Below are 21,396 nucleotides of genomic sequence, written 5' to 3' on the forward strand. Positions count from 1 at the left end.
GCCGTGTTTTCGAGGAATTCAAACACTGGATGCAGGAGTGCGCCGCGGCTGGGGTTTTTATACGTTGCTAACGGATTGTTGGAGCTTGCTTATGACCGTTCTTAGAGAATCTTTGGCTGTAGCCAAATTTGGCAAATGGACACAACTCACGCTGGGCCTGATCTGTATGGCATCGATTTCCAGTCCACAATATGTCTGGACATTGCTGACCCGCCCGTTGACCGAGAAACTGGGCGTCGGGCTGGCGGAATTACAGGTCACCTTTTCGCTGCTGATTATCCTGCAGACCTTTTTCTCACCCTTCCAGGGGCGACTGGTTGAGCGATTCGGCCCCCGTCTGCTTATCTCCATCGGCACGGTGATGGCCGGACTGAGCTGGGTACTCTCCGCCCATGTCAGCGGCCTGGCGGCGCTGTACCTGGTCTACGGTTGCATCGGCGGGCTCGGTACCGGGATTGTCTATATTGGCGTGGTCGGTTTAATGGTGCGCTGGTTTCCGCGCAATCGCGGGTTTGCCGCCGGCGCCGTCGCAGCGGGGTATGGCATGGGGGCGATCATGACCACCTTCCCGATCTCCGTCTCGCTGGGCAGCTACGGGCTTGAACAGACCATGACGGTGTTCGGGCTGATTTTCGCCGCGGTGGGTTTGATCGCCAGCCAGGGACTGAAGCTACCGCCCGAGCGCGAAGCGATGCCGGTCAGCCAGACCGTCGCGCAGAATACCCGTCAGTTTACCTCTCGCGAAATGCTGCGCCAACCGCTGTTCTGGCTGATGTTTGCCATGATGGCGATGATGTCGACCTCGGGGTTAATGGTGACTTCGCAAATGGCGGTCTTCGCGGAAGATTTTGGCATCAGTAAAGCGGTGGTCTTCGGCATGGCGGCACTTCCGCTGGCGCTGACCATCGACCGTTTTACCAATGGTCTGACGCGCCCGCTGTTTGGTTTTATCTCCGATCGCTATGGCCGGGAAAACACGATGTTTATCGCCTTCGCCCTCGAAGGGGTGGCGATGAGCTTGTGGCTGGCGTGCCGGGAAGATCCGCTGCTGTTCGTGCTGCTGTCCGGGGTGGTGTTCTTCGGTTGGGGAGAAATTTTCTCACTCTTCCCCTCGACGCTGACCGATACCTTTGGCAGCGAGTACGCGAGTTCAAACTATGGCTGGCTGTATATCTCGCAGGGTATCGGCTCGATTTTCGGCGGCCCGCTGGCGGCGCTGCTGTATCAGCATACTCACGGCTGGCACGTAGTCTTCAGCTGCGCCATCGGGCTGGATTTCATCACCGCCGCGCTGGCGATTATGGTGCTGAAACCCTGGCGCGCGCGGTTTATCCGCCAGCATAGCGCCACCGCGTCCCGATAGCTCTCGTCTTGTTCAGCGCCGGGCAGATGCGTCCGGCGCTGGATCCCTTACTTACTCCGTCGTCACCGCCGGTTGCGGCAGGCCCGCCAGCGCGTTCTGCCGGTCCTGTTCGCCGATCGGCCGCAGTACCCGGCAGGGCACGCCTGCGGCCACCACGTCAGCCGGGATATCTTTGGTCACCACGCTGCCGGCGCCGATGACGCTGTTGCGACCGATGGTCACCCCGGGATTAATGACCGCGCCGCTGCCGATCCAGACGTTGTCTTCCAGCGTGACGGTCTGCGAAAACTGCTGGCCGGTGATGCGCACGGTCGGATCGACCGGATGGCCGGTGGTTGAGATGGTGACGTTCGGGGCAATCATGACGTTATTGCCGATAACTACTTTACCGTCGTCAACCACGACAAGATTGAAATTGGCATAGAAGTTGTCACCGAGGGTGATCTGACTGCCGTAGGCGACATGCAGCGGAGGTTCAATCCACACGTTTTTACCGACGCTGCCCATTAACTGGCGGATCAGCGCCACGCGTTTTTCCGGTTCCGCCGGCGAGGTGTGGTTAAATTCAAAGGTCAGCGTCTTTCCGCGCAGGCGCTCCTCTGGCATGCCTTCCCCCATATCGGTATATAAATATCCACCAGCGAGCCGTTCCCTTTGTGTCATCATCGTAGCAACCTTATTGTTGTGGGTATTGCCGACGGCGGCTGGCGCGGTTAAGGATGTAGGGCCATGTCCAGCAGGTGAGTCACAAAAATGCCGTCGGTCGCAGAATTAACATGGCGATATATATCATAGGATTATATTTCGAGTCGATGGCCGAACCCGCCACAGCGGTCGCGGAAAAACGCTGCCGCGTCAACGGGCCTGGCAAAGAAATAGCCCTGAAAATGCGACACCCCCAGTGCCGCCAGCGTTGCCATCTGGCTTGCGGTTTCGACCCCTTCGGCGATGGTCATGCACTGCATTTCTCTGGCGATAGCGATGATGTTGCGCACAATCGCAGCTTTTGCCGTATCGTTTTCGATATCGGCGGTAAACAGCTTATCTATCTTGATGTAGCGAGGGCGGAAGCGCATCAGGTGGTGATAATTGGCATTGCCGGTACCAAAATCATCAATCGACAGCGGGATACCGAGCGCCTCCAGACGCGCGCACAGGGCCGTCACCGCCGCGGTATCTTCAACGCTGTCGCGTTCCGTCATTTCGAGGCCAATACGTAAGCGCGTTTTTTCGGTCTGCTGCAGGAAGCGCTGGCAGCTTTCGAGGATCTGCTGGCTTTTAAAGTCGTCGGCCGACACGTTAAAAAACAGCATCGTTTCCTCTTGCTCATTCAGCCCCGAAGCGGCCGCAATACTGGCAACAGACTGCAGACAGAACGTCGTGATGCGGGTAATGAGTCCGTGCTGTTCGGCGAGGGGAATAAACCGGTCCGGTGCGATGGGGCCGAGCCGCGGGTGCACCCAGCGCAGCAGCACTTCACCGGCCACGACGTTCCCGGAACGCGCCTCAACGATCGGCTGAATAAACGGCGTGAGCTGCTGCTTATCGATCGCCTGAGCGAGCATGAACAGCAGGGTGGTCCGCCGTTGCAGATAACAGGCGGGTACCGCCAATTTCAACGCCGCTGAAGGCGAATGAGGAAGCTAACAGCGAGCCAAGCGCGGCGGTTTTAAATACTTTTGCAAACATAAGTTATCCTGAAAGAAGAATTCAGGGCCACGAATGGCCCTTTATTGATTACTGATAGATAACGGTAAAGGCCGTTGAAGAGTTCGCGGTACCGACACCGACTGCACCGGTTGCCATGTATTTTGCGAAGTAGGTCAGGGTGTTATCGACGTTTTCCTGCAGCGCGACGCTGGCGGAGGAAGAACCAACCGGGATCAGCGTGGTGCTGTCTTGCTCATACAGGGCAACGCCAACGTTGGTGGCAGTCTGACCATTGCTCAGCGCCAGGATAGAGGTGTTGGGGCTGTCGGTGACGCCATCAAAACGGATGCTGGCGCTGGAAATGCTTTCCGGGCAAGAGGTCAGTACGATGTTAAAACGCTTAGCCGCAGCAGTGGTACCGGTGCCGCCAGCGAACGCGCTGGTAGAAACGGTGCCCAGGTCAACCGGCTGCGCAATAGTCGAAGGATCGACAACACAGGCGGTGCCGGTAATATTACCGGTGAAGTTAATTACGCCATCGGCAGCATTGGCGGCCTGCAGTGCGCTGAAAGACAGAATAGTGGTAATCGCGGAGATCAAAGCAATCTTTTTCATATATAAATCCAATAATAAGTTAATGTTAAATGTGATTTTGATGAGTTAACGACATTCATTAATGTTTTCATCATCTCCGCAAACCAATCAGACCTGACAGCCTGTTGATTGCGGTAAAGTCTATTCAGGAATTGTTGTTTATTCCTGCGTGCACTATGTTGTGACAAAGAGATTCACATCCGGTCTGCTTCTTCTTTATATAAAGTAAAAGAGGCTGGTGTGAATGTTCCGTCCGGCGCATTCATTCAAACAAACCATATTTACGACGAGGCATTTTTGCTCCCCTCATCGTAATGACTTGATGTAGACCTGATATATACTGCGAATTATTGACATACAGGCAGGATAGAACTTCGCTAACCGACATCGCTTATCAACAACATAAAAATGCATATATTCTTTAGTACATTAAATCCAGTTCGTTGGAACAGGACTAATTCTACCTGGTTCACAGGATAGCAACATCAGTGATACCTGATTCTTCTGTGGGGATGGGACTACACGTATAGGACGAGGCTTAAAAATGGCGACTTGCAGGGGGTAGCGGCAGGGAACATGGAATAGATAATAGGTTGTTGTACCAGCGTTTTTAATTTAATGCAAAAGGGAAATGATAACCAATACTAGTACGCTTATTTTTGTATCGACCCGAAATAAACCGGAAAATCTTACTGCGGGCGAAGGAAAGCGCGGGGCGCGCATTAACTGTATCAGCGCCGGTATCGTCTTTACGCCGCTGGCCTATGACGAACTTAACAGCCCGGAAAGGGGCGCCTTCTATCGCGATATGCTGGCAAAATCCCCGGCTGGCCGCGGGGGCACGGCGGATGAAATCGCCGCCCTGGCGGAATTCCTTTTTGGGCCAAATGGTACCTACGTCACCGGCAGCGATCTGCTGATAGACGGTGGCGCCACGGCGGCCTACAAGTACGGCGAATTGCGCCCTCAGTAAGTTTGCAGATCAACCCCATATTAATTCAGCTCTGGCCATGCCCGGAGCTGGGTTATCCACGCATATCAAACCCCGATTTTTGAAAATCGCGATAGACCTCTGGATTGGTGAAGCCCGGGAACGTGGCTTTGCGGGCTGCAGATCTTAGCGCTTCACAATAGGCTTTATTACCCTTGCTGGTTGAGATGTTCAAAACCGTACCATCTTTAGCAAATTCAAGATGCAACCGGCACTTTTTCCCTTCCCAGCGTTGCGGGTCTTCCACCTGAGCATCGATAGCTGCTTTGATGGCTCGCGCCTGGGCTCCCCATTCGTCTTGATCTTCCCAGCGTCCTGAACCGCAACTCCCTGTTGCTGTGGTTTTATGGCACCCGGAAGGCTGCAACGGCGCGCATCCCGTTGCCAGACTGACCAGAATTGCCAGCAGTAAGACTTTGTTCACCATATCACCGCTCCCTGTCCAGGCGTTTCTTCCTGGGTTACATCCGTTTAAGGTCCCGCCAGTTTACGCTTATTCGGGCTGCTTTTACTGCCAATTAATATTCTCCGCAACGGAAAATTCAGGCCATCCGTCAGAACCCACAGCACTATCTTATTTTGGTGCCCCACTGAAATTTCCCTGCATCATGATGATGCAGTTCGTCCGTGAACAAGACGACAGCGATGTTTTTATGTCATTGATAGTAAACATGATAATCAATGGCATGCTTTATGCTTATCTTTGTAAGCGTAACGATAACGGTATTCACTATTTCGGGTAAATGAAAGGGGGCGGGTTTCGTGTAGGTGAAGTAACTATTGCCACGATCGGCTATTTAACAAGGAACAATGCTGATGCATAAACTCATAAAAAACTACGAAGCCGATGTCTATTTCGACGAGCTGATCGACCATGAGGGGAATCCCCGCCTTTCCGCACAGCGATTGATCCAATGCCTTGATTCACTGCCGCCGGACGAACTGGAAAAGCGTCGTCTGACGGCGGAGGCGACAATTCAGGAAATGGGCATCAGTTTCACGGTGTATACCGATAAAGGCAATATCGACAGGATCTGGCCATTCGATATTATTCCCCGCACCATTGATGCCAAGGACTGGGCGATAGCCGAAACCGGCCTCAAGCAGCGTCTTACCGCCCTGAACCGCTTTATCAATGACCTCTACAACGAACAACTGTGTATCAAAGACGGCATCATTCCCGAATATATCATTAAGGAATCGAAAAATTTCCGTCCCGAGTGTGTCGGCATGTCGCCGCCGTATGGCGTATGGGCGCATATTTGCGGCACCGATTTAGTTCGGGATGAAACCGGGCAGTTCTACGTCCTGGAAGATAACCTGCGGGTTCCCTCCGGCGTCTCCTATATGCTGGAAAACCGCGCCATTACCAAGCGCGTCCTGCCGGAACTGTTTGAAAGTGACGATATCAAACCGATTGACGCCTATCCGGCGCAGCTGCTGGAAACCCTGACGGCCCTGTCGCCGCGGCAGATTGAACGCCCGGAAATCGTGGTGCTGACGCCGGGGATTTATAATTCCGCCTACTTCGAGCATGCCTTCCTGGCCCAGCAAATGGGGGTTGAACTTGTAGAGGGCGCCGATCTGTTTGTCGGCGACGACGACTGCGTCTACACCAAAACGATCTACGGTCCAGAGCGGGTGGACGTTATTTACCGGCGCATTGACGATATGTTCCTCGACCCGGAAGTCTTCCATCCTGAGTCGGTACTGGGCGTGCCTGGCCTGATGCGGGCCTGGAAAGCCGGAAACGTGGCGCTGGCTAACGCGCCTGGCGCCGGGGTGGCGGATGACAAGGTGGTCTATGCGTATGTCCCGGCCCTGATCCGTTACTATCTCGACGAAGAGCCGATTCTCCCGAATGTCGAAACCTTCCTCTGCCAGAATGATGACCACCGCGAGTACGTTCTGCAGAATCTGGATAAGCTGGTGGTCAAACCGGCCAACGAATCCGGCGGTTACGGCATGCTGGTCGGGCCGCACTCGACCAAAAAAGAGCAGCAGATGTTTGCCGAACTGATCCAGCAAAATCCGCGAAATTATATTGCTCAGCCGACGCTGAAGCTCTCCACCGCACCGGCGCTCATTGCCAAAGATTATCTCGAGCCGCGCCACCTTGATTTACGCCCGTTTATTTTGCAAAGCAAAGAGACCTACGTGACGACCGGCGGCCTGACGCGGGTGGCGATGAAAAAAGGCTCGTTGGTGGTGAACTCATCGCAGGGCGGCGGCAGCAAGGATACCTGGATCGTGGAGAGCAAACGCAAATGAACATGCTATCAAGAGTTGCGGCGCGCCTGTACTGGAGCGCGCGTTATCTGGAACGTGTGGAGAATATCGCACGGTTAGTCAGCGTGTATGACGACCTGCTTTACGATCTGCCACGCGATATCGCCGTTTCCTGGTATAACCTGATCGAAATTAACAGCGGCGTCGCCTTGTTCAGCCAGCGCTATAAGATTAAAGACGAGCGCAATGTGCTGAAGTTTCTGCTGGCCGACGAGAGCAACCCCGACTCGCTGCTGTCGTCATTAAAAATGGTGCGTGAAAATATCCGGACCAGCCGCGATGTGGTGCCGGGCGAAATGTGGGAGCTGATTAATGAACTGGATCTCTACGCCAGACAGAATATCCGCCAGGGGATCAACCGCTCTGAACGGCATACCTATCTCAATACCGTAATTGAAGGCTGCCAGAAAATTATCGGTCTGCTGACCGGGTCGATGAGCCGCGATGCCGGCTGGCATTTTCTCAATATGGGGCGCTATCTGGAGCGCGCCGATATGAACACCCGCATTCTGGACGCCGCGAACTCGCTGATGATGCAGGCGCGTGAAGAAGAGAGCATCAAGCTAGGCCAGGTGGTGTGGTCTAAGGTGCTCAAATCGCAAAGCGCCTATCTCAGCTTTCGCCGGGTGATGCGCTGTTCGATTAAAGGCTCGCTGGTGGTGACGCTGCTGCTCACCGATGGGCATTTCCCCCGTTCGCAGCGCTATTGCCTGCAGCAAATCAAGCTGGCCGCCGCTGAACTGCCGCGGGCGTCGGCCGTTTCCGATCACATCGACAGTCTTCTGCTTGCAACCCGGGGCGTCGATAATTCACACGATCTGAACCGCGAATTCAGCCTGTATCTCAATGAGGTTCAGCTTAGCCTGATCGCGCTTCATCACCTGATTACCGATAACTGGTTTCATTTCCTGCAAGGGGATGCCGTATGACCATCCGGGTTGCGATTCAACATACTACGACGTACGAGTTCGATCGTTTGATCAACGTAGCGCCGCATATTTTGCGCCTGCGGCCAGCGCCCCATTCACGTACCCATATTCATGGCTACTCGCTGAAAGTGACGCCCGAAGACCACTTTATTAACTGGCAGCAGGATCCGTTCGGTAACTATCAGGCGCGGCTGGTGTTTCCTGAAAAGATGAAACGGCTGGAGTTTGCGGTGGAGGTGATCGCGGACATGACCGTGATCAACCCGTTCGACTTCTTTATTGAAGAGTATGCCGAGTATTTTCCCTTTGCGTATGATGCCTTGATGCAGGAAGAACTCGCGCCGTATCTGAAGATAACCGAGCAGAGCCCTGAACTGGACGCGTGGCTGGACAGCGTTGATTGCGAGGAAATGGTGCCCATCGTGACCTTCCTGGTACAGCTCAACAGCCGGCTGGCCAACGAAATTGCCTATGGCATTCGCCTGGAGCCGGGGGTGCAAAGCTGTCAGGAAACCCTGATGTTGCAAAAAGGCTCGTGCAGAGATACCTCGTGGCTGCTGGTGCAGATACTGCGTCATCTGGGGCTGGCTGCGCGCTTTGCCTCCGGCTATCTGGTGCAGCTGACCGCCGATGTCAAAGCGCTCGACGGTCCGTCAGGCCCGGAACAGGATTTCACCGATCTGCACGCCTGGTGTGAAGTCTATCTTCCCGGCGCCGGCTGGGTGGGGCTGGATCCGACCAGCGGCCTGTTCGCTGGCGAAGGGCATATTCCTTTAGCCTGTACGGCCGACCCGCAGTCTGCAGCCCCGATTACCGGCGCAACCGACCCGTGCGAATGTGAATTCAGCTATACCAACATTGTCACGCGCATTCATGAAGATCCGCGAGTCACGCGGCCTTACAGCGAAGATGAATGGCAGAACATTAATGCGCTGGGACGCGCCGTTGACGTTGAGCTGCAGGCCAACGATGTGCGCCTGACCATGGGGGGCGAGCCGACATTTATCTCCATCGACGATATGGATTCTGCACAGTGGAATACCGAGGCGCTGGGTAAGGACAAATTACGTCTCGCCAAAGATCTGCTGCTGCGGCTAAAAGCGCAGTTCAGTCATGGGGGGCTGCTGCACTACGGTCAGGGCAAGTGGTATCCGGGAGAGGAAGTCCCGCGCTGGGCGCTGGGATGCTTCTGGCGCACCGACGGCGAGGCGCTGTGGCACGATCCGGAACTGCTGGCCCGCGTCGATCAAGATTACGGTCACGACATTGCTGATGCGCAGCGCTTTGGTCAGGCGCTATGTCGGCAGCTTGGCGTCGATAACGGCTATCTGCAACCCGCGTATGAAGATACGCTCTACTATCTGTGGCTGGAACGCGGGCTGCCGGAAGGGGCCGACCCGAGGAAGGCGAAGCTTGATGATGACCTTGAACGGCGACGGCTCGCCAGTCTACTGAGCCGCGGGATGGAAAGCGCGACGGGCTACATTCTGCCCGTTGAGTTTGTGGGCCAGCAGTGGCGGAGCAGCGCCTGGCCGATGCGCGGCGGGCTGATTACGCTGATCCCCGGAGACAGCGCCATGGGCTACCGTCTGCCGCTTAATTCACTGCCGGCACTCACCGAAGATGAGCGGGTTATCGACCGCGATCCCTTCGAGCCGCGCGAGCCGCTGCCGCTCTTTGCGCTGGGGGACGCGGCGGATACCCCCGTTGCCCGGCAGGCCCTACAGCAACAAAAACCGACGGCTAACGGCAGCCAGAGCGTAGTCCGCACCGCGCTGTGCCTCGAACCGCGCGAGGGCAAGCTCCATCTGTTCCTGCCGCCGGTCACTCATCTGGAAAATTATGTCGCCCTGATCCACGCCGTCGAGGCGACGGCCAGCGCGTTGCAACTCCCGGTGGTGATTGAAGGTTATGAGCCACCGAAAGATCCGCGCTTGCAGAAGCTGCTGTTAACCCCCGATCCCGGGGTTATCGAGGTCAATATTCACCCGGCAAGCCACTGGGATGAGCTGGTTCATCATATCGAAACGCTGTACGAGCAGGCGCACCAGACCCGATTGGGGGCCGAGAAGTTTATGCTGGATGGGCGTCACACCGGTACCGGAGGCGGTAACCACGTGACCCTGGGGGGCGTGACCCCGGCAGACAGCCCGGTGCTGCGGCGTCCCGATCTACTGCGCAGCCTGGTGACCTACTGGCAGCATCATCCCGGCCTGTCGTACTTATTTTCCGGGATGTTTATTGGCCCCACCAGCCAGGCGCCGCGTCCGGACGAAGGGCGCGATGAAGTGCTCTATGAAATGGAGATCGCCTTCCAGAATATGCCGGAAGGGCTGGTTGATACGCCATGGCTGGTGGACCGGCTGATGCGCAACCTGCTGGTGGACGTCACCGGGAATACCCATCGCTCAGAGTTTTGCATCGATAAACTGTACGCCGCGGGCAGCAGTAGCGGCCGTCTGGGGCTGCTGGAGTTCCGCGGCTTCGAAATGCCGCCGCACTCCCGCATGTCGCTGGTGCAATTGCTGCTGCTCCGCTGTCTGGTAGCGCGTTTCTGGAACGAGCCGTATCACAAGCCGCTGGTCCGGTGGGGCACCCAGCTGCACGATAAGTTTATGCTGCCGCATTACGTCTGGCAGGACGTCAAAGAGGTGGTGGATGACCTGCAGCGGCATGGCTATCCGTTCAGGCTGGCGTGGCTGTTGCCGTTTGAAGAGTTCCGTTTCCCGCATTATGGGCGCCAGCAAATTGATGATATCGAGCTGGAGCTTCGCTGGGCCATCGAGCCGTGGCACGTGCTGGGCGAAGAAGTGACGCTGTCCGGAACCTCGCGCTACGTGGATTCCTCCGTCGAACGCATTCAGGTACGCCTGTCGGGGTTGACCGAAGGTCGCTACGTGCTGGCGTGCAACGGCCGCCGCGTGCCGCTGCGGGCGACCGGCAGGCAAGGGGAGATGGTGGGGGCGGTTCGTTATCGCGCCTGGGCGCCGCCGTCGGCGCTGCATCCAACGCTGGGGGTCAATACGCCGCTGGTGTTTGATTTGATCGATACCTGGAACGGGCTTTCCATTGGCGGCTGTAGCTATCGCGTCAGCCATCCTGGCGGGCGTAATTACGACACGCGGCCGGTTAACAGCAATGAAGCCGAGGCCCGGCGGGTCAATCGCTTCTGGGATCATGGCTTCACCCAGGGGGCGTTGATCCCTCCGCCGGCCTTCAGCGCGCTCAGGACATTCTATGAGCACGAACAGGTTCCACGCCCGATGGCTCCGCCTGCGGAAGAGCCTGGCGACGAATACCCGCATACGTTGGACCTTCGCAGGAAGTCTACTAGGATTTAGTTTTGAGCCGGGTAATCAGCATACATGACAGCTTCTTTTTCTGAATCAAGCGCGCCGGCCTGTGAGCCGGCCTCTTTCTCTGTCGGGAATGTGCCGACAGCCATCTATAACGAAGCCTGCGATCTGACGAACACCCTCCGCCCGCACTGGGCGGAAGTGATTAACAGCGTCAGCGAGATGGGCGTGGAGGGGATGGAAAACCGTCTTCGCCAGGCCCAGCGTATTTTGCGCGATGATGGCGCGACCTATAACCTCAATGGCGATCCGCTGTCGCCCAACGTCTGGGCGCTGGATATCATCCCGACGCTGCTGGCGGAAGAGGAGTGGTCCAGCGTGGAACGCGGGCTGGCACAGCGTTCACGGCTGTTCGATCTGATGCTGAAAGATCTCTATGGCGAACAGCGGTTACTGAAAGACGGGATTATCCCGTCGGAAATTATCTTTTCTCACCCTGGCTTTCTGCGCCAGTGCCACGGCATCCGCCTGCCGGGGGCGCACAATTTGATTTTCCACGCGGTCGATGTAGTGCGCGGTGGCGATGGTCAGTTTGTGGCCATTGGCGATCGCACCCAGGCGCCGAGCGGCACCGGCTACGTTCTGGAAAACCGTATCGCCGTTTCCCGCGTGCTGCCCTCGCTGTTTCGCACCAGCCATGTGCGGCGGCTGTCCGGGTTCTTTCATGCGCTACGCCATACCCTGGCGAGCCTCGCCAGCCATAAAACCGATACCCCGCGCATTGTGGTTCTGACGCCCGGCGCCTACAGCAGCACCTATTTTGAACATGCCTATCTGGCGAACTATCTCGGTTTCCAGCTGGTGCAGGGCGGCGACCTGACGGTGCGTAACGGCAGGGTCTGGCTGAAGTCCCTGAATGGCCTGTCGGAAGTCGATGTGATTTTGCGGCGGATGGATGATGCTTACTGCGACCAGACGGAACTGCGCGCCGATTCGCGACTGGGGGTGCCGGGGCTGCTGGAAGTGGTGCGCAACGGTAACGTGGTGCTGGCAAACCCGCTGGGCTCGGGGGTGCTTGAAGCGCCGGCCCTGCTGGCATTCCTCGCGGACATCAGCCAGTATCTGCTTGGTGAACCGCTATCGATCCCCACGGTGCAAACCTGGTGGTGCGGACGGGCGGAAGACCGCGATTTTGTAATTAGCCACCTTGAGCAGCTGATCATCAAACCGGCTTACCGCAGTTTTGACAGCAAAAGTATCTACGGCCATTGCCTCGATGCGGATAGCCGCCAGCAGATTATTCAGCAGATCTCTGCCCGTCCGCACGATTACGTGGCTCAGGCCTATGTTCCGGGATCGCAGGTTCCGGTCTGGGATAATCAGCGCATTGAGTATCGCCCGACGATTTTCCGCGGGTTCACCGTCGCCACCGAGGAAGGGTACTGCGTGATGCCCGGAACCCTGTCGCGAGTCGCCGAGTCAGCTGGGGCGTTTATCGTCAGCGATCTGTCCGGCGCGCGCAGTAAAGATACGTGGATACTCGGGGAAAGCGTGGATACCGTGCAGCCGACGCTGGCGGACTCTCTGCCTCGCGATGAGGGGAATCTGCCGAGCCGGGTGATCGAAAACCTGTTCTGGTTTGGCCGCTATGCGGAGCGCGCGGAGATGAGCCTGCGCCTGATCCGTATTCTGTTCAAGCAGCTCAACGGCGTGGAGTATTTTATGCCTGAAAGCCGCGACATTCTGCTGGCGGCGTTATCTGCGCTGACCGGAACGGTGCCAGAAAGCGACGCCCCCGACGACCTCAATCATGAACTCGCGTCGCTGGTTTGCGATGGTCAACGCACCGGCTCCATCAAGTTTAATATCCTCAATATGCTGGCCTGCGGCGAGCAGGTCAAAGAGATGCTCTCGGCCGATACGCGGATCATTATCAATGAATTACGCGATTATATTCGCACCGTAGAGGTTGCCTATCAGGACGGGCTGCCGGAGCTGCCGGAAGAGTCGCTGGATAATCTGGTGACCTCATTGCTGGCGTTATCCGGGCTGAATCATGAAAGCATGCTGCGCGGGATGGACTGGCGGTTCCAGGAGATTGGCCGGCGTGCCGAGCGGGCGCGCCTGACCGCCATTCTGCTGAAGCACACGCTGACCCCCGCGGTGCCGGGTCTACAGCAACAGCAAATTCTGGAGTCGGTGCTGATGAGCGTTGAGGCGCTGATTTCTTTCCGCCGTCGCTACCGGGGGCAGATGAATATCATTTCTGGTCTGGACTTACTCATGCTGGACGGGACGAACCCGCGTTCGTTGATTTATCAGGTCGATCGTCTGCGCAAATATCTCCTCGATCTGCCGCGCCAGGAGGCCCAGACCTCCAGCCTGACGTCAGATCTGCGGCCGATCATTAAATCCCTGACGGATATTCAGCTGGCTGAAGTGGAAGTGCTGGCACAGGTCGATGAAACCAGCGGTGAGCGTTTGCAGCTGGATGCCCTGATGACCCAGATAATCAGTCAGCTGGAGCAATTCACCACCTTGTTGAGCGACAAGTATTTCGATCACGCCGACGGGCCGCAGCAACTGATTAACGCGCAGTGGAAGACTGATCTATGAAATATCGGGTACGACACCTTACCAGGTACCAGTACAATTCGCCGGTGACGTTATGCTACAACATGACGCACCTGTTGCCGCGCAACACCGCCAGCCAGCGCTGTTTACAGCGTCGGATCACCGTCACGCCGATGCCGGTTTATCAGAACGAGGGGTGTGATTATTTCGGCAACCAGACCTTTTATTTCTCGATTCAGGTGCCGCACGACACGCTGACCATTGAGATGGAAAGTGAGTTTGAGATTGACGAAATCCACCACGCGGATCTGCTGCAGAGCCACGCGCTGACCTGCGGCGAATATCGATACCTGCTGCACGCCTGCCCAACGGCGGACCTGCGCATGGCGAAAGAGTATGTGCTGGATTCCGGGTTAATCCGTCGTTCAGAACGGCTGGCCAGCTATGCGGCGGATCTGTTCCACGACGATGCCCCGGTGCTGCAGGCGGCAATGGCGTTGACTCATCGCATTTTTACCGGGTTTACTTTCGACCCGGTGGCGACCAGCGTTACCACGCCGCCCGAACAGGTCTTAGAGGAGAGGCGCGGCGTCTGCCAGGATTTTGCCCATCTGGCGATCGCCTGCCTGCGTTCCGTCGGCTTACCCGCGCGTTATATCAGCGGCTATATTGAAACCCTGCCGCCAGAGGGGCAGGAAAAACTGGTCGGGACCGATGCGTCACATGCCTGGTTCGCCATTTTTATCCCTGACAGAGGCTGGCTGGAGTTCGATCCGACCAACGATCTCATGCCGCAGGGGCAACATATTGTAACCGCGTGGGGCCGGGATTATGCCGATGTCACGCCGCTCCAGGGGGTGATTTTCGATGGCGGGGCAACGCTGGCGCTGGAAGTGGCGGTAGATGTCCAGCGTCAGGAGTCTGCTGGCTGAATAAAACTGCGCCCCTTAATACAGAGGGGCGAGTTGCAAGCTGGTTTAGTGTATTACCTGCGACAGGAACGCCCGGGTACGTTCTGATTTCGGGTTGGAGAAGAACTCCTGCGGCGGCGCCTGTTCGACAATTTCACCGCGGTCCATAAAGATCACCCGATCCGCCACCGTGCGGGCAAAGCCCATTTCATGAGTGACGCATAGCATGGTCATGCCATCTTCCGCCAGGCCAATCATGGTATCGAGCACCTCTTTGACCATCTCCGGATCCAGCGCGGAGGTTGGCTCATCAAACAACATGATTTTGGGCTTCATGCAGAGAGAGCGGGCAATCGCCACGCGCTGCTGCTGGCCCCCGGAGAGCTGCCCTGGGAACTTATGCGCATGTTCGGCAATACGGACGCGCTGCAGATAGTGCATGGCCAGGGCTTCTGCTTCTTTGGTCGGCATCTTGCGCACCCAGGTCGGCGCCAGGGTGCAGTTCTGCAATACGGTCAGGTGGGGGAAAAGGTTAAAGTGCTGGAATACCATGCCGACTTCGGTACGAACGCGCTCGATGTTGCGGACATCATCGTTGAGATGAATACCATCAACGACGATACGCCCTTGCTGGTGTTCTTCCAGGTGGTTGATGCAGCGGATGGTGGTCGATTTACCCGAGCCTGAAGGCCCGCAAAGTACAATGCGCTCGCGCGGTTTCACCTGCAGGTTGATATCTTTTAATACGTGAAACTGGCCGTACCATTTATTCACATTTTCGAGCGAAATCATCATTGCGTCAGCAGAATTAGTCATTGTGTGTGTCATGTAAAACCTCAGTGCGATTTACGCCCGGTGTGAAAGCGCTTTTCCAGATACTGGCTATAGCGCGACATGCTAAAACAGAAAATCCAGTAGACCATGGCGGCAAAAACATAGCCCTCTGTCGACATCCCCAGCCAGGTGGGGTCAACCGTGGCCTGCTGTACGCTACTGAACAGATCGAACAGGCCGATGATGATCACCAGGCTGGTATCTTTGAACAGCGCAATAATGGTGTTGACCAGCCCGGGGATGGTGAGCTTCAGCGCCTGGGGGAGGATGACCAGCATCTGGGTTTTCCAGTAGCCCAGCGCCAGCGATTCCGCCGCCTCATATTGTCCTTTCGGGAGCGCCTGCAGACCGCCGCGCACCACTTCGGCAACATAGGCCGACTGGAACAGGATCACCCCGACCAGGGCACGCACCAGCTTATCGATGGTGGTTCCTTCGGCCATAAACAGCGGCAGCATCACCGATGACATAAACAGCACGGTGATCAACGGCACGCCTCGCCAGAACTCGATAAAAATCACCGACAGGGTGCGCACCACCGGCATGGTTGAGCGTCGCCCCAGCGCCAGCAAAATCCCCAGCGGCAAGGCCCCGGCAATCCCGACAGAGGCGATAATCAGCGTCAGCGTCAGGCCGCCCCACTGGCGGGTCTCGACGCGCTCGAGGCCGAAGAAACCGCCGTACATCAGGAACCAGACCACCAGCGGATAGGCCACCGCCCAGCAGGCGATATAGCGGCCCCGGCGCGGCATCGATTTGATGAACATCGGAATGATGGACAGCAGACCAATGACCAGCGCGAGGTTGATGCGCCAGCGCAGTTCATGCGGGTACAGGCCATACATAAACTGGCCAAAGCGGGCATGGACAAACACCCAGCAGGCGCCTTCTTTGGTACAGTCGGCGCGGGTGGTTCCCAGCCAGTTGGCCTGGAAGACCAGCCAGTTCAGCGCGGGTGGAATAACGCTCCAGATAATCCACAGGCACAGCAGGGTTAGCAGGGCGTTGGTCCAGCTGGAGAGCAGGTTTTTACGTGCCCAGGCCCAGGCTTTACTTGCCGGGTTGGTCGGCACTGGCGGTGTTTCATGTGTGGTCACAGACATAGTCATTCCGTTCTCTTAACGCTCAACCAGCGCGATTTTGCGGTTGTAGAGGTTCATCAGCAGCGAAATCAGCAGACTGATAATCAGGTACACCGCCATGGTGATGGCAATGGTTTCGATTGCCTGACCGGTCTGATTCAGTACCGTACCGGCAAACAGCGAGACCATATCCGGGTAGCCGATTGCCGCCGCCAGTGAGGAGTTTTTCACAATGTTGAGGTACTGACTGGTCAGCGGCGGAATGATGACCCGCATCGCCTGCGGGATGATCACCTGACGCATGGTCACGGGGTTCGGCAAGCCTAACGAACGGGCCGCTTCACTTTGCCCGTGAGGAACCGACTGAATGCCTGAGCGGATCACTTCGGCAATAAACGATGAGGTGTAGATCGACAGCGCCAGCGTCAGCGACGCCAGCTCCGGGATCATCACGAAGCCGCCGCGGAAGTTGAAGCCGCGCAGCTGCGGGACATCCCAGTGGGTGGCGGCACCAAACAGCAGATGGGCGACCAGCGGAAAGACGATAATCATCCCGGCGGCCAGCGGCCAGGTCCGGCGCATCTGCCCGGTCTTCAACTGATGTTGACGGTTGTAATGGCGCAGGCCGATGCTACCGGCGATCGCCAGTCCAAGGGCAATCACGAACGGCCAGCTGCCGGGGGCCCAGGTAGGCCAGGGGATGTACAGCCCGCGGTTGCTGACAAAGGCCAGGTCGAAGGCGCTCAGTGCTTCTCGCGGGCCGGGTAAATTACGCAGCACCGCGAAATACCAGAAGAATATTTGCAGCAACGGCGGGATATTACGGAAGGTTTCAATATAGATAGTCGAGAGCTTGCGCAGCAGCCAGTTATCCGACAGGCGCGCCAGGCCGATAAAAAACCCGAGTACCGAGGCGAAAACAATACACAACGCGGAAACCAGCAGGGTGTTGGTTAACCCCACGAGGAATACCCGCGCGTAGGTATCGCCTTCCGAGTAATCAATCAGGTGCTGGACGATGCCGAACCCGGCACTACGATCAAGAAAACCAAAACCGGAGGTAATACCGCGGTTGGCCAGGTTGATCACCGTGTTATGGATCAGATACCCCACGACAACAAAGACGGCCACAATGGCGGCTATCTGGTAAAGCCAGGCGCGAACCGTAGGATTACCGAACGAAAAATCCCTTTTTACGGTTGGGCGTTGAGACATGATGAAACCTCAATCAAAAAAGCGCATTGGGTACCGCAGGGTGCGGTACCCGACTGGAAACAGAATTAACGTACCGGCGGTGCGTACTGGATGCCGCCCTGGTTCCAGAGCGCATTCTGGCCACGTGCGATTTTCAGCGCGCTGTCTTTACCCACGTTGCGGTCAAAGCTTTCCTGGTAGTTACCGACCTGTTTGATAATGTTGAACGCCCATTTGTTGTCGAGCTTGAGGTCTTTGCCGAAGTCACCTTCCGCGCCCAGCAGGTGCGCGATGTCCGGGTTGGACGGTTTCGCCGCCATCTGCTCGACGTTTGCCGAGGTGATCCCCATTTCTTCGGCGTTCAGCATGGCGTACAGCGACCATTTGACGATGGTGAACCAGTCGTCATCACCACGGCGGACCACCGGGCCCAGCGGTTCTTTCGAAATCACTTCCGGCAGCACGATAAACTCATCCGGTTTGCCGAGCTTAATACGCAGCGCATACAGCTGAGACTGGTCAGAAGCCAGGGTATCGCAACGGCCGCTGTCGAGGGCTTTCGCGGATTCGTCAGAACGGTCGAAGGTCACCGGGGTGTATTGCATTTTGTTGGCTTTGAAGTAATCCGCTACGTTCAGCTCGGTATCCGTCCCGGCCTGAATACAGACGGTGGCGCCATCCAGCTCTTTCGCGCTTTTGAGGCCGGCTTTTTGGTGGGTCAGGAAGCCGATCCCGTCATAATAGTTGACCCCGGCGAACAAGAATCCCATCCCGCCATCACGTGACGACGTCCAGGTGGTATTGCGGGACAGAATGTCCACTTCGCCGGATTGCAGGGCGGTGAAGCGCTCTTTGGCCGTCAGCGGAGTGTATTTGACCTTGCTGGCGTCGCCAAACACCGCGGCGGCCGTCGCCCGGCACAGATCGACATCAATACCGGTGAATTTGCCGCTCGCATCGGCATAAGAGAAGCCCGGCAAACCATCACTGATACCGCACTGAACAAACCCTTTTTTCTTAATTGCATCCAACGTGGTGCCAGCATGCGCTTGCTGCGCGACAGCGAACAGAGACGCGGCGGCAACCAGAGTAGAGAGCATCATTTTTTTCATAAAGCATCCTGTATGGAGAAATCGTGTTGTTATGTGGTTGTGTGTGCATTTAACCGTACGTTTTTTTTACTGTGTCGGTCTGCCACGTCGATAAAGGCAATTTTGATGCCATCTTTTTATCTTGATGAAACATATGGAAATATTTATTTATCGACTGAAGTACCTAGAAAGTGACGGATATTCCCGAGCACCAAAAAGGAACAATACGAGCCGTTAGCGTCAAAAAAGGTGCAAGAGTTTCACAAAAACAAAGCACGGCGTGCACCCAGGCAGAGCAGCTACCGAAATGTTGTCTTGACGATCGCGACGGCGTTGGATCCTGCCTGTTGCGGCCTTGAGCGCTTTCGGTTTGCGGGAAGAGGGAAGGGATCGCCCACGGGCGGAAGAGATGCACAGGAAAGACCGCACACTATGTGATGCAACTATCGCCAGCATATGACGACAACTGTTTCATTCGGGCATCATTCGATTTCTGTATTTTGGTAGAAAAAATAAAACAGGGTAATGTTGATCGGGTTTAAAAAAGCGATTTCGCTGTTTATTTTGCACCGCCGAGGGAGTGAATTTATGGCAGTAAACGTGGGGATATATATTTTCGATAATGTTGAAGTGCTCGATTTTGCCGGGCCTTATGAGGTCTTTACCTGTGCCTCCCGGGTGCATCGGGGAGAGCCGGCACTGTTTAACGTCTTTACGATCGGCGAAACGCAGGACACCATCCATGCACGCGCCGGCCTGAAGCTAACCCCGGAAGTGACAATCGACAACCACCCGCCAATCGACTGCCTGATCATTCCCGGAGGCGTTGTTGATGCAGAGCTGAAAAAGGACGCCGTCATCGCCTGGATCCGCCAGCAGTCCTTAACCACGACGATCACCGCTTCGGTGTGCACGGGCGCGTTTTTACTCGCGAAGGCCGGTATGTTGACGGATAAATCGGCCACCACCCATTGGGAGGATATCGCCGAGCTGCGCGCCATGTTCCCGCAGCTAGTCGTAAAAGAGGGCCTGCGTTGGGTTGATGAGGGGAAGATTGTCTCTTCGGCGGGGATCTCGGCGGGGATTGATATGTGCCTGCATTTAGTTGAACGCCTGGCGGACAGAGCACTGGCGGAACGGACCGCGAAACAGCTGGCGTTTGACTGGACCGAGAATACCGCGGGGGGATGAGGTGTTAAAAAAAACCGAAGATGCGCCCGCAGGCGCATTATCGGTCCCCTCGGCTTGCGTGGTTGCCAGAGGCTTAAAAGTCATACTGTAACGCGAGACGGTTTTGCCAGAAATTTTTAGCCGAGGTGGAGTTGGTCTGTACGCCGGCAAAGTCCGTCAGACTCAGCCCGTTCAGCAGTCCTGTGAAACGGTAGGTGCCGTAGACCAGATATTCAGACTGGTTGCTGCTGGAAGCGCCTGGCGTGGGGGTTAAATCCATAAACGAGTAGCGGCTGCCGAGGGAAACCTGCTCGGTGGCGGCCCAGTTCAGAGCGGTGGAGTAGGCGTTGCCGCTGCCCAGATCCTGCGTGCTGGTAAAGAAGGGCTGAGCGAAGTAGGGACCGGAAGAGGTATTGTGCGCGTACGGCGTCACCAGGGCGCCGTTGCCATAAGCATTACCGTTGGCGGAGATGTGGTTATAATTCAGCGTCCACGCCAGAGACGGAGCGAGTTTCATACTGAACTGCGCGCCATAGCTGGTGCTGTTTACCTCGCCGGCCAGCGCTTTACCTTCGCTCAGCCCGCGAATGAACTGGAGACCGATTTTTGGCTCAGTGGCATATTCATTCCACGAGAGAAAACTGTCGGCATAGACGATCCGCGTATAGTCGTCATAGTCTTCGTACCACATCTGGGCGTTAACTTTGCGATCGCCAAACGCGATGGACTTCCCGCCACCGACGCCCCACATCCCGTTGGTGCTTTGCTCGATGTCGGTATACGCGGTGGTATCCAGAAACTGGTCGTCGCCCCAGGGTTTATAGCGGGTGATTTTGGTGGCATGCAGGAAATTGTCGCTATCGCCATAGCTGGCATCAATCGCCCGGAAAAGTATTGGCGTAATGCGCCAGTCATAGTCGCCGATAAAAGGAATATTAATCCGCTGGTCGCCGGCGGTGATCCTGAACCCATCGTCATGCCAGCTGAGCCAGGCTTCGCCGATGCCGGTTTGATTGGGGCCGAGTTCGCTAACCAGATGGTCATCGTTATGGGAAATCCCACGCTGCAGAATGCCGCTGACGCCGAGGCTGACGCCATAATATTCCGCCGTGGCATATTTTACGCTGCCGCCGTAGCTGACCGTGTCCTGCGATAGGCCCGAAACAAAATAGGCGTTATGGGTTGAATAATATAATATGCGCAGGCTGCCGCTGACGCTACCGCAGGTAAAGAATTCGGTGAGTGAACTGGCGACGCTGGATTTACAGTCCGTGGTTAAGGAAATTGTGGCGTGGCCGGCCTGGATCAATATCCCCTGGGAAATGAGTAACGCAGCCAACGTTAGTCCACGAGTCATGGTTTTGCTTTTCATTGAGATCACCCTGTTAAATATCACTTCAATTTTGGGAAGAAAAATACCTGCCATAA

General features: G+C 56.3%; 16 protein-coding genes and 1 pseudogene. 8 read left to right on the forward strand and 9 right to left on the reverse strand.

Going from position 1 to position 21,396, the window contains the following annotated elements:
* Positions 1 to 91: 91 nt before the first annotated feature.
* On the forward strand, positions 92 to 1,363 hold the full coding sequence (oxlT, locus tag HF679_RS05890) for an oxalate/formate MFS antiporter (RefSeq protein ID WP_123754377.1): 1,272 nt from the start codon (positions 92 to 94) through the stop codon (positions 1,361 to 1,363).
* A 51-nt stretch (positions 1,364 to 1,414) separates the two neighbouring features.
* Here the strand turns inward: oxlT and HF679_RS05895 are convergent, their stop codons facing one another.
* The 3 genes from HF679_RS05895 to HF679_RS05905 form a co-directional block, all read right to left on the reverse strand.
* Positions 1,415 to 2,029 (reverse strand): maltose acetyltransferase domain-containing protein, encoded by a 615-nt coding sequence (locus HF679_RS05895; RefSeq protein ID WP_187042704.1) that lies wholly within the window; start codon positions 2,027 to 2,029, stop codon positions 1,415 to 1,417.
* Between the two features lie 131 nt (positions 2,030 to 2,160).
* Positions 2,161 to 2,976 carry an EAL domain-containing protein gene (locus HF679_RS05900; protein WP_187042705.1) on the reverse strand — a complete coding sequence of 272 codons (816 nt, stop codon included), beginning with the start codon at positions 2,974 to 2,976 and terminating at the stop codon, positions 2,161 to 2,163.
* A gap of 124 nt (positions 2,977 to 3,100) precedes the next feature.
* Positions 3,101 to 3,628 carry a fimbrial protein gene (locus HF679_RS05905; protein ID WP_187042706.1) on the reverse strand — a complete coding sequence of 176 codons (528 nt, stop codon included), beginning with the start codon at positions 3,626 to 3,628 and terminating at the stop codon, positions 3,101 to 3,103.
* Positions 3,629 to 4,310: 682 nt separating this feature from the next.
* Here HF679_RS05905 and HF679_RS05910 point away from each other — a divergent pair.
* Positions 4,311 to 4,580, forward strand: a pseudogene (locus HF679_RS05910) (SDR family oxidoreductase); the annotation flags it as partial.
* 52 nt (positions 4,581 to 4,632) lie between these two features.
* On the opposite strand, the gene HF679_RS05915 reads toward HF679_RS05910, so the two are convergent.
* Entirely contained in the window at positions 4,633 to 5,025 is a 393-nt protein-coding gene (locus HF679_RS05915) for a cell envelope integrity TolA C-terminal domain-containing protein (protein WP_123754375.1), read from the reverse strand.
* Between the two features lie 389 nt (positions 5,026 to 5,414).
* Here HF679_RS05915 and HF679_RS05920 point away from each other — a divergent pair, with 389 nt between their 5' ends.
* From HF679_RS05920 to HF679_RS05940, 5 genes are read left to right on the forward strand one after another with little or no spacing between them, the layout of a single operon-like run.
* A complete protein-coding gene (locus HF679_RS05920; RefSeq protein ID WP_154143857.1) occupies positions 5,415 to 6,869 on the forward strand; it encodes a circularly permuted type 2 ATP-grasp protein in 1,455 nt (484 codons plus the stop codon).
* The gene (locus tag HF679_RS05925) at positions 6,866 to 7,816 is read left to right on the forward strand and encodes an alpha-E domain-containing protein (RefSeq protein ID WP_222618226.1); all 951 of its coding nucleotides are present in this window, start codon (positions 6,866 to 6,868) and stop codon (positions 7,814 to 7,816) included. Before HF679_RS05920 ends, HF679_RS05925 begins: the two co-directional genes overlap by 4 nt.
* A complete protein-coding gene (locus HF679_RS05930; RefSeq protein ID WP_187042707.1) occupies positions 7,813 to 11,157 on the forward strand; it encodes a DUF2126 domain-containing protein in 3,345 nt (1,114 codons plus the stop codon). The genes HF679_RS05925 and HF679_RS05930 overlap by 4 nt, the downstream gene beginning before the upstream one ends.
* 24 nt (positions 11,158 to 11,181) lie before the next feature.
* Entirely contained in the window at positions 11,182 to 13,728 is a 2,547-nt protein-coding gene (locus HF679_RS05935) for a circularly permuted type 2 ATP-grasp protein (protein WP_123754373.1), read from the forward strand.
* Entirely contained in the window at positions 13,725 to 14,618 is an 894-nt protein-coding gene (locus HF679_RS05940; protein WP_187042708.1) for a transglutaminase N-terminal domain-containing protein, read from the forward strand. The genes HF679_RS05935 and HF679_RS05940 overlap by 4 nt, the downstream gene beginning before the upstream one ends.
* 45 nt (positions 14,619 to 14,663) lie before the next feature.
* Here the strand turns inward: HF679_RS05940 and HF679_RS05945 are convergent, their stop codons facing one another.
* From HF679_RS05945 to HF679_RS05960, 4 genes are all read right to left on the reverse strand, one after another.
* Positions 14,664 to 15,425: an amino acid ABC transporter ATP-binding protein gene (locus tag HF679_RS05945; RefSeq protein WP_123754371.1), complete on the reverse strand. Its 762-nt coding sequence runs from the start codon at positions 15,423 to 15,425 to the stop codon at positions 14,664 to 14,666.
* Between the two features lie 8 nt (positions 15,426 to 15,433).
* Positions 15,434 to 16,534, reverse strand: a complete 1,101-nt coding sequence (locus HF679_RS05950) for an amino acid ABC transporter permease (RefSeq protein WP_410003352.1) — start codon at positions 16,532 to 16,534, stop codon at positions 15,434 to 15,436.
* 15 nt (positions 16,535 to 16,549) lie between these two features.
* Entirely contained in the window at positions 16,550 to 17,728 is a 1,179-nt protein-coding gene (locus tag HF679_RS05955) for an amino acid ABC transporter permease (protein WP_410003353.1), read from the reverse strand.
* 65 nt (positions 17,729 to 17,793) lie between these two features.
* Complete coding sequence (locus tag HF679_RS05960) at positions 17,794 to 18,819, reverse strand: amino acid ABC transporter substrate-binding protein (RefSeq protein WP_123754368.1); 1,026 nt, start codon at positions 18,817 to 18,819, stop codon at positions 17,794 to 17,796.
* Positions 18,820 to 19,386: 567 nt separating this feature from the next.
* On the opposite strand from HF679_RS05960, the gene HF679_RS05965 reads away from it, so the two are divergent.
* The gene (locus HF679_RS05965; protein ID WP_187042710.1) at positions 19,387 to 19,989 is read left to right on the forward strand and encodes a DJ-1/PfpI family protein; all 603 of its coding nucleotides are present in this window, start codon (positions 19,387 to 19,389) and stop codon (positions 19,987 to 19,989) included.
* Between the two features lie 73 nt (positions 19,990 to 20,062).
* Here the strand turns inward: HF679_RS05965 and HF679_RS05970 are convergent, their stop codons facing one another.
* Positions 20,063 to 21,340: a TonB-dependent receptor gene (locus HF679_RS05970; protein ID WP_187042711.1), complete on the reverse strand. Its 1,278-nt coding sequence runs from the start codon at positions 21,338 to 21,340 to the stop codon at positions 20,063 to 20,065.
* Between the last annotated feature and the right edge of the window lie 56 nt (positions 21,341 to 21,396).

This window comes from Enterobacter sp. JUb54 (genome assembly GCF_014298075.1).
Taxonomy (GTDB): domain Bacteria; phylum Pseudomonadota; class Gammaproteobacteria; order Enterobacterales; family Enterobacteriaceae; genus Klebsiella; species Klebsiella lignicola.

Excerpts from the sequence above, each read along its gene's own strand:
- HF679_RS05965 (WP_187042710.1), top strand. The coding sequence starts at position 19,387 with ATGGCAGTAAACGTGGGGATATATATTTTCGATAATGTTGAAGTGCTC.
- HF679_RS05935 (WP_123754373.1), top strand. The coding sequence starts at position 11,182 with ATGACAGCTTCTTTTTCTGAATCAAGCGCGCCGGCCTGTGAGCCGGCC.
- HF679_RS05905 (WP_187042706.1), bottom strand. The coding sequence starts at position 3,628 with ATGAAAAAGATTGCTTTGATCTCCGCGATTACCACTATTCTGTCTTTC.
- HF679_RS05930 (WP_187042707.1), top strand. The coding sequence starts at position 7,813 with ATGACCATCCGGGTTGCGATTCAACATACTACGACGTACGAGTTCGAT.
- HF679_RS05945 (WP_123754371.1), bottom strand. The coding sequence starts at position 15,425 with ATGACACACACAATGACTAATTCTGCTGACGCAATGATGATTTCGCTC.
- HF679_RS05970 (WP_187042711.1), bottom strand. The coding sequence starts at position 21,340 with ATGAAAAGCAAAACCATGACTCGTGGACTAACGTTGGCTGCGTTACTC.
- HF679_RS05955 (WP_410003353.1), bottom strand. The coding sequence starts at position 17,728 with ATGTCTCAACGCCCAACCGTAAAAAGGGATTTTTCGTTCGGTAATCCT.
- HF679_RS05940 (WP_187042708.1), top strand. The coding sequence starts at position 13,725 with ATGAAATATCGGGTACGACACCTTACCAGGTACCAGTACAATTCGCCG.
- HF679_RS05920 (WP_154143857.1), top strand. The coding sequence starts at position 5,415 with ATGCATAAACTCATAAAAAACTACGAAGCCGATGTCTATTTCGACGAG.
- oxlT (WP_123754377.1), top strand. The coding sequence starts at position 92 with ATGACCGTTCTTAGAGAATCTTTGGCTGTAGCCAAATTTGGCAAATGG.
- HF679_RS05950 (WP_410003352.1), bottom strand. The coding sequence starts at position 16,534 with ATGTCTGTGACCACACATGAAACACCGCCAGTGCCGACCAACCCGGCA.
- HF679_RS05925 (WP_222618226.1), top strand. The coding sequence starts at position 6,866 with ATGAACATGCTATCAAGAGTTGCGGCGCGCCTGTACTGGAGCGCGCGT.
- HF679_RS05960 (WP_123754368.1), bottom strand. The coding sequence starts at position 18,819 with ATGAAAAAAATGATGCTCTCTACTCTGGTTGCCGCCGCGTCTCTGTTC.
- HF679_RS05915 (WP_123754375.1), bottom strand. The coding sequence starts at position 5,025 with ATGGTGAACAAAGTCTTACTGCTGGCAATTCTGGTCAGTCTGGCAACG.
- HF679_RS05895 (WP_187042704.1), bottom strand. The coding sequence starts at position 2,029 with ATGATGACACAAAGGGAACGGCTCGCTGGTGGATATTTATATACCGAT.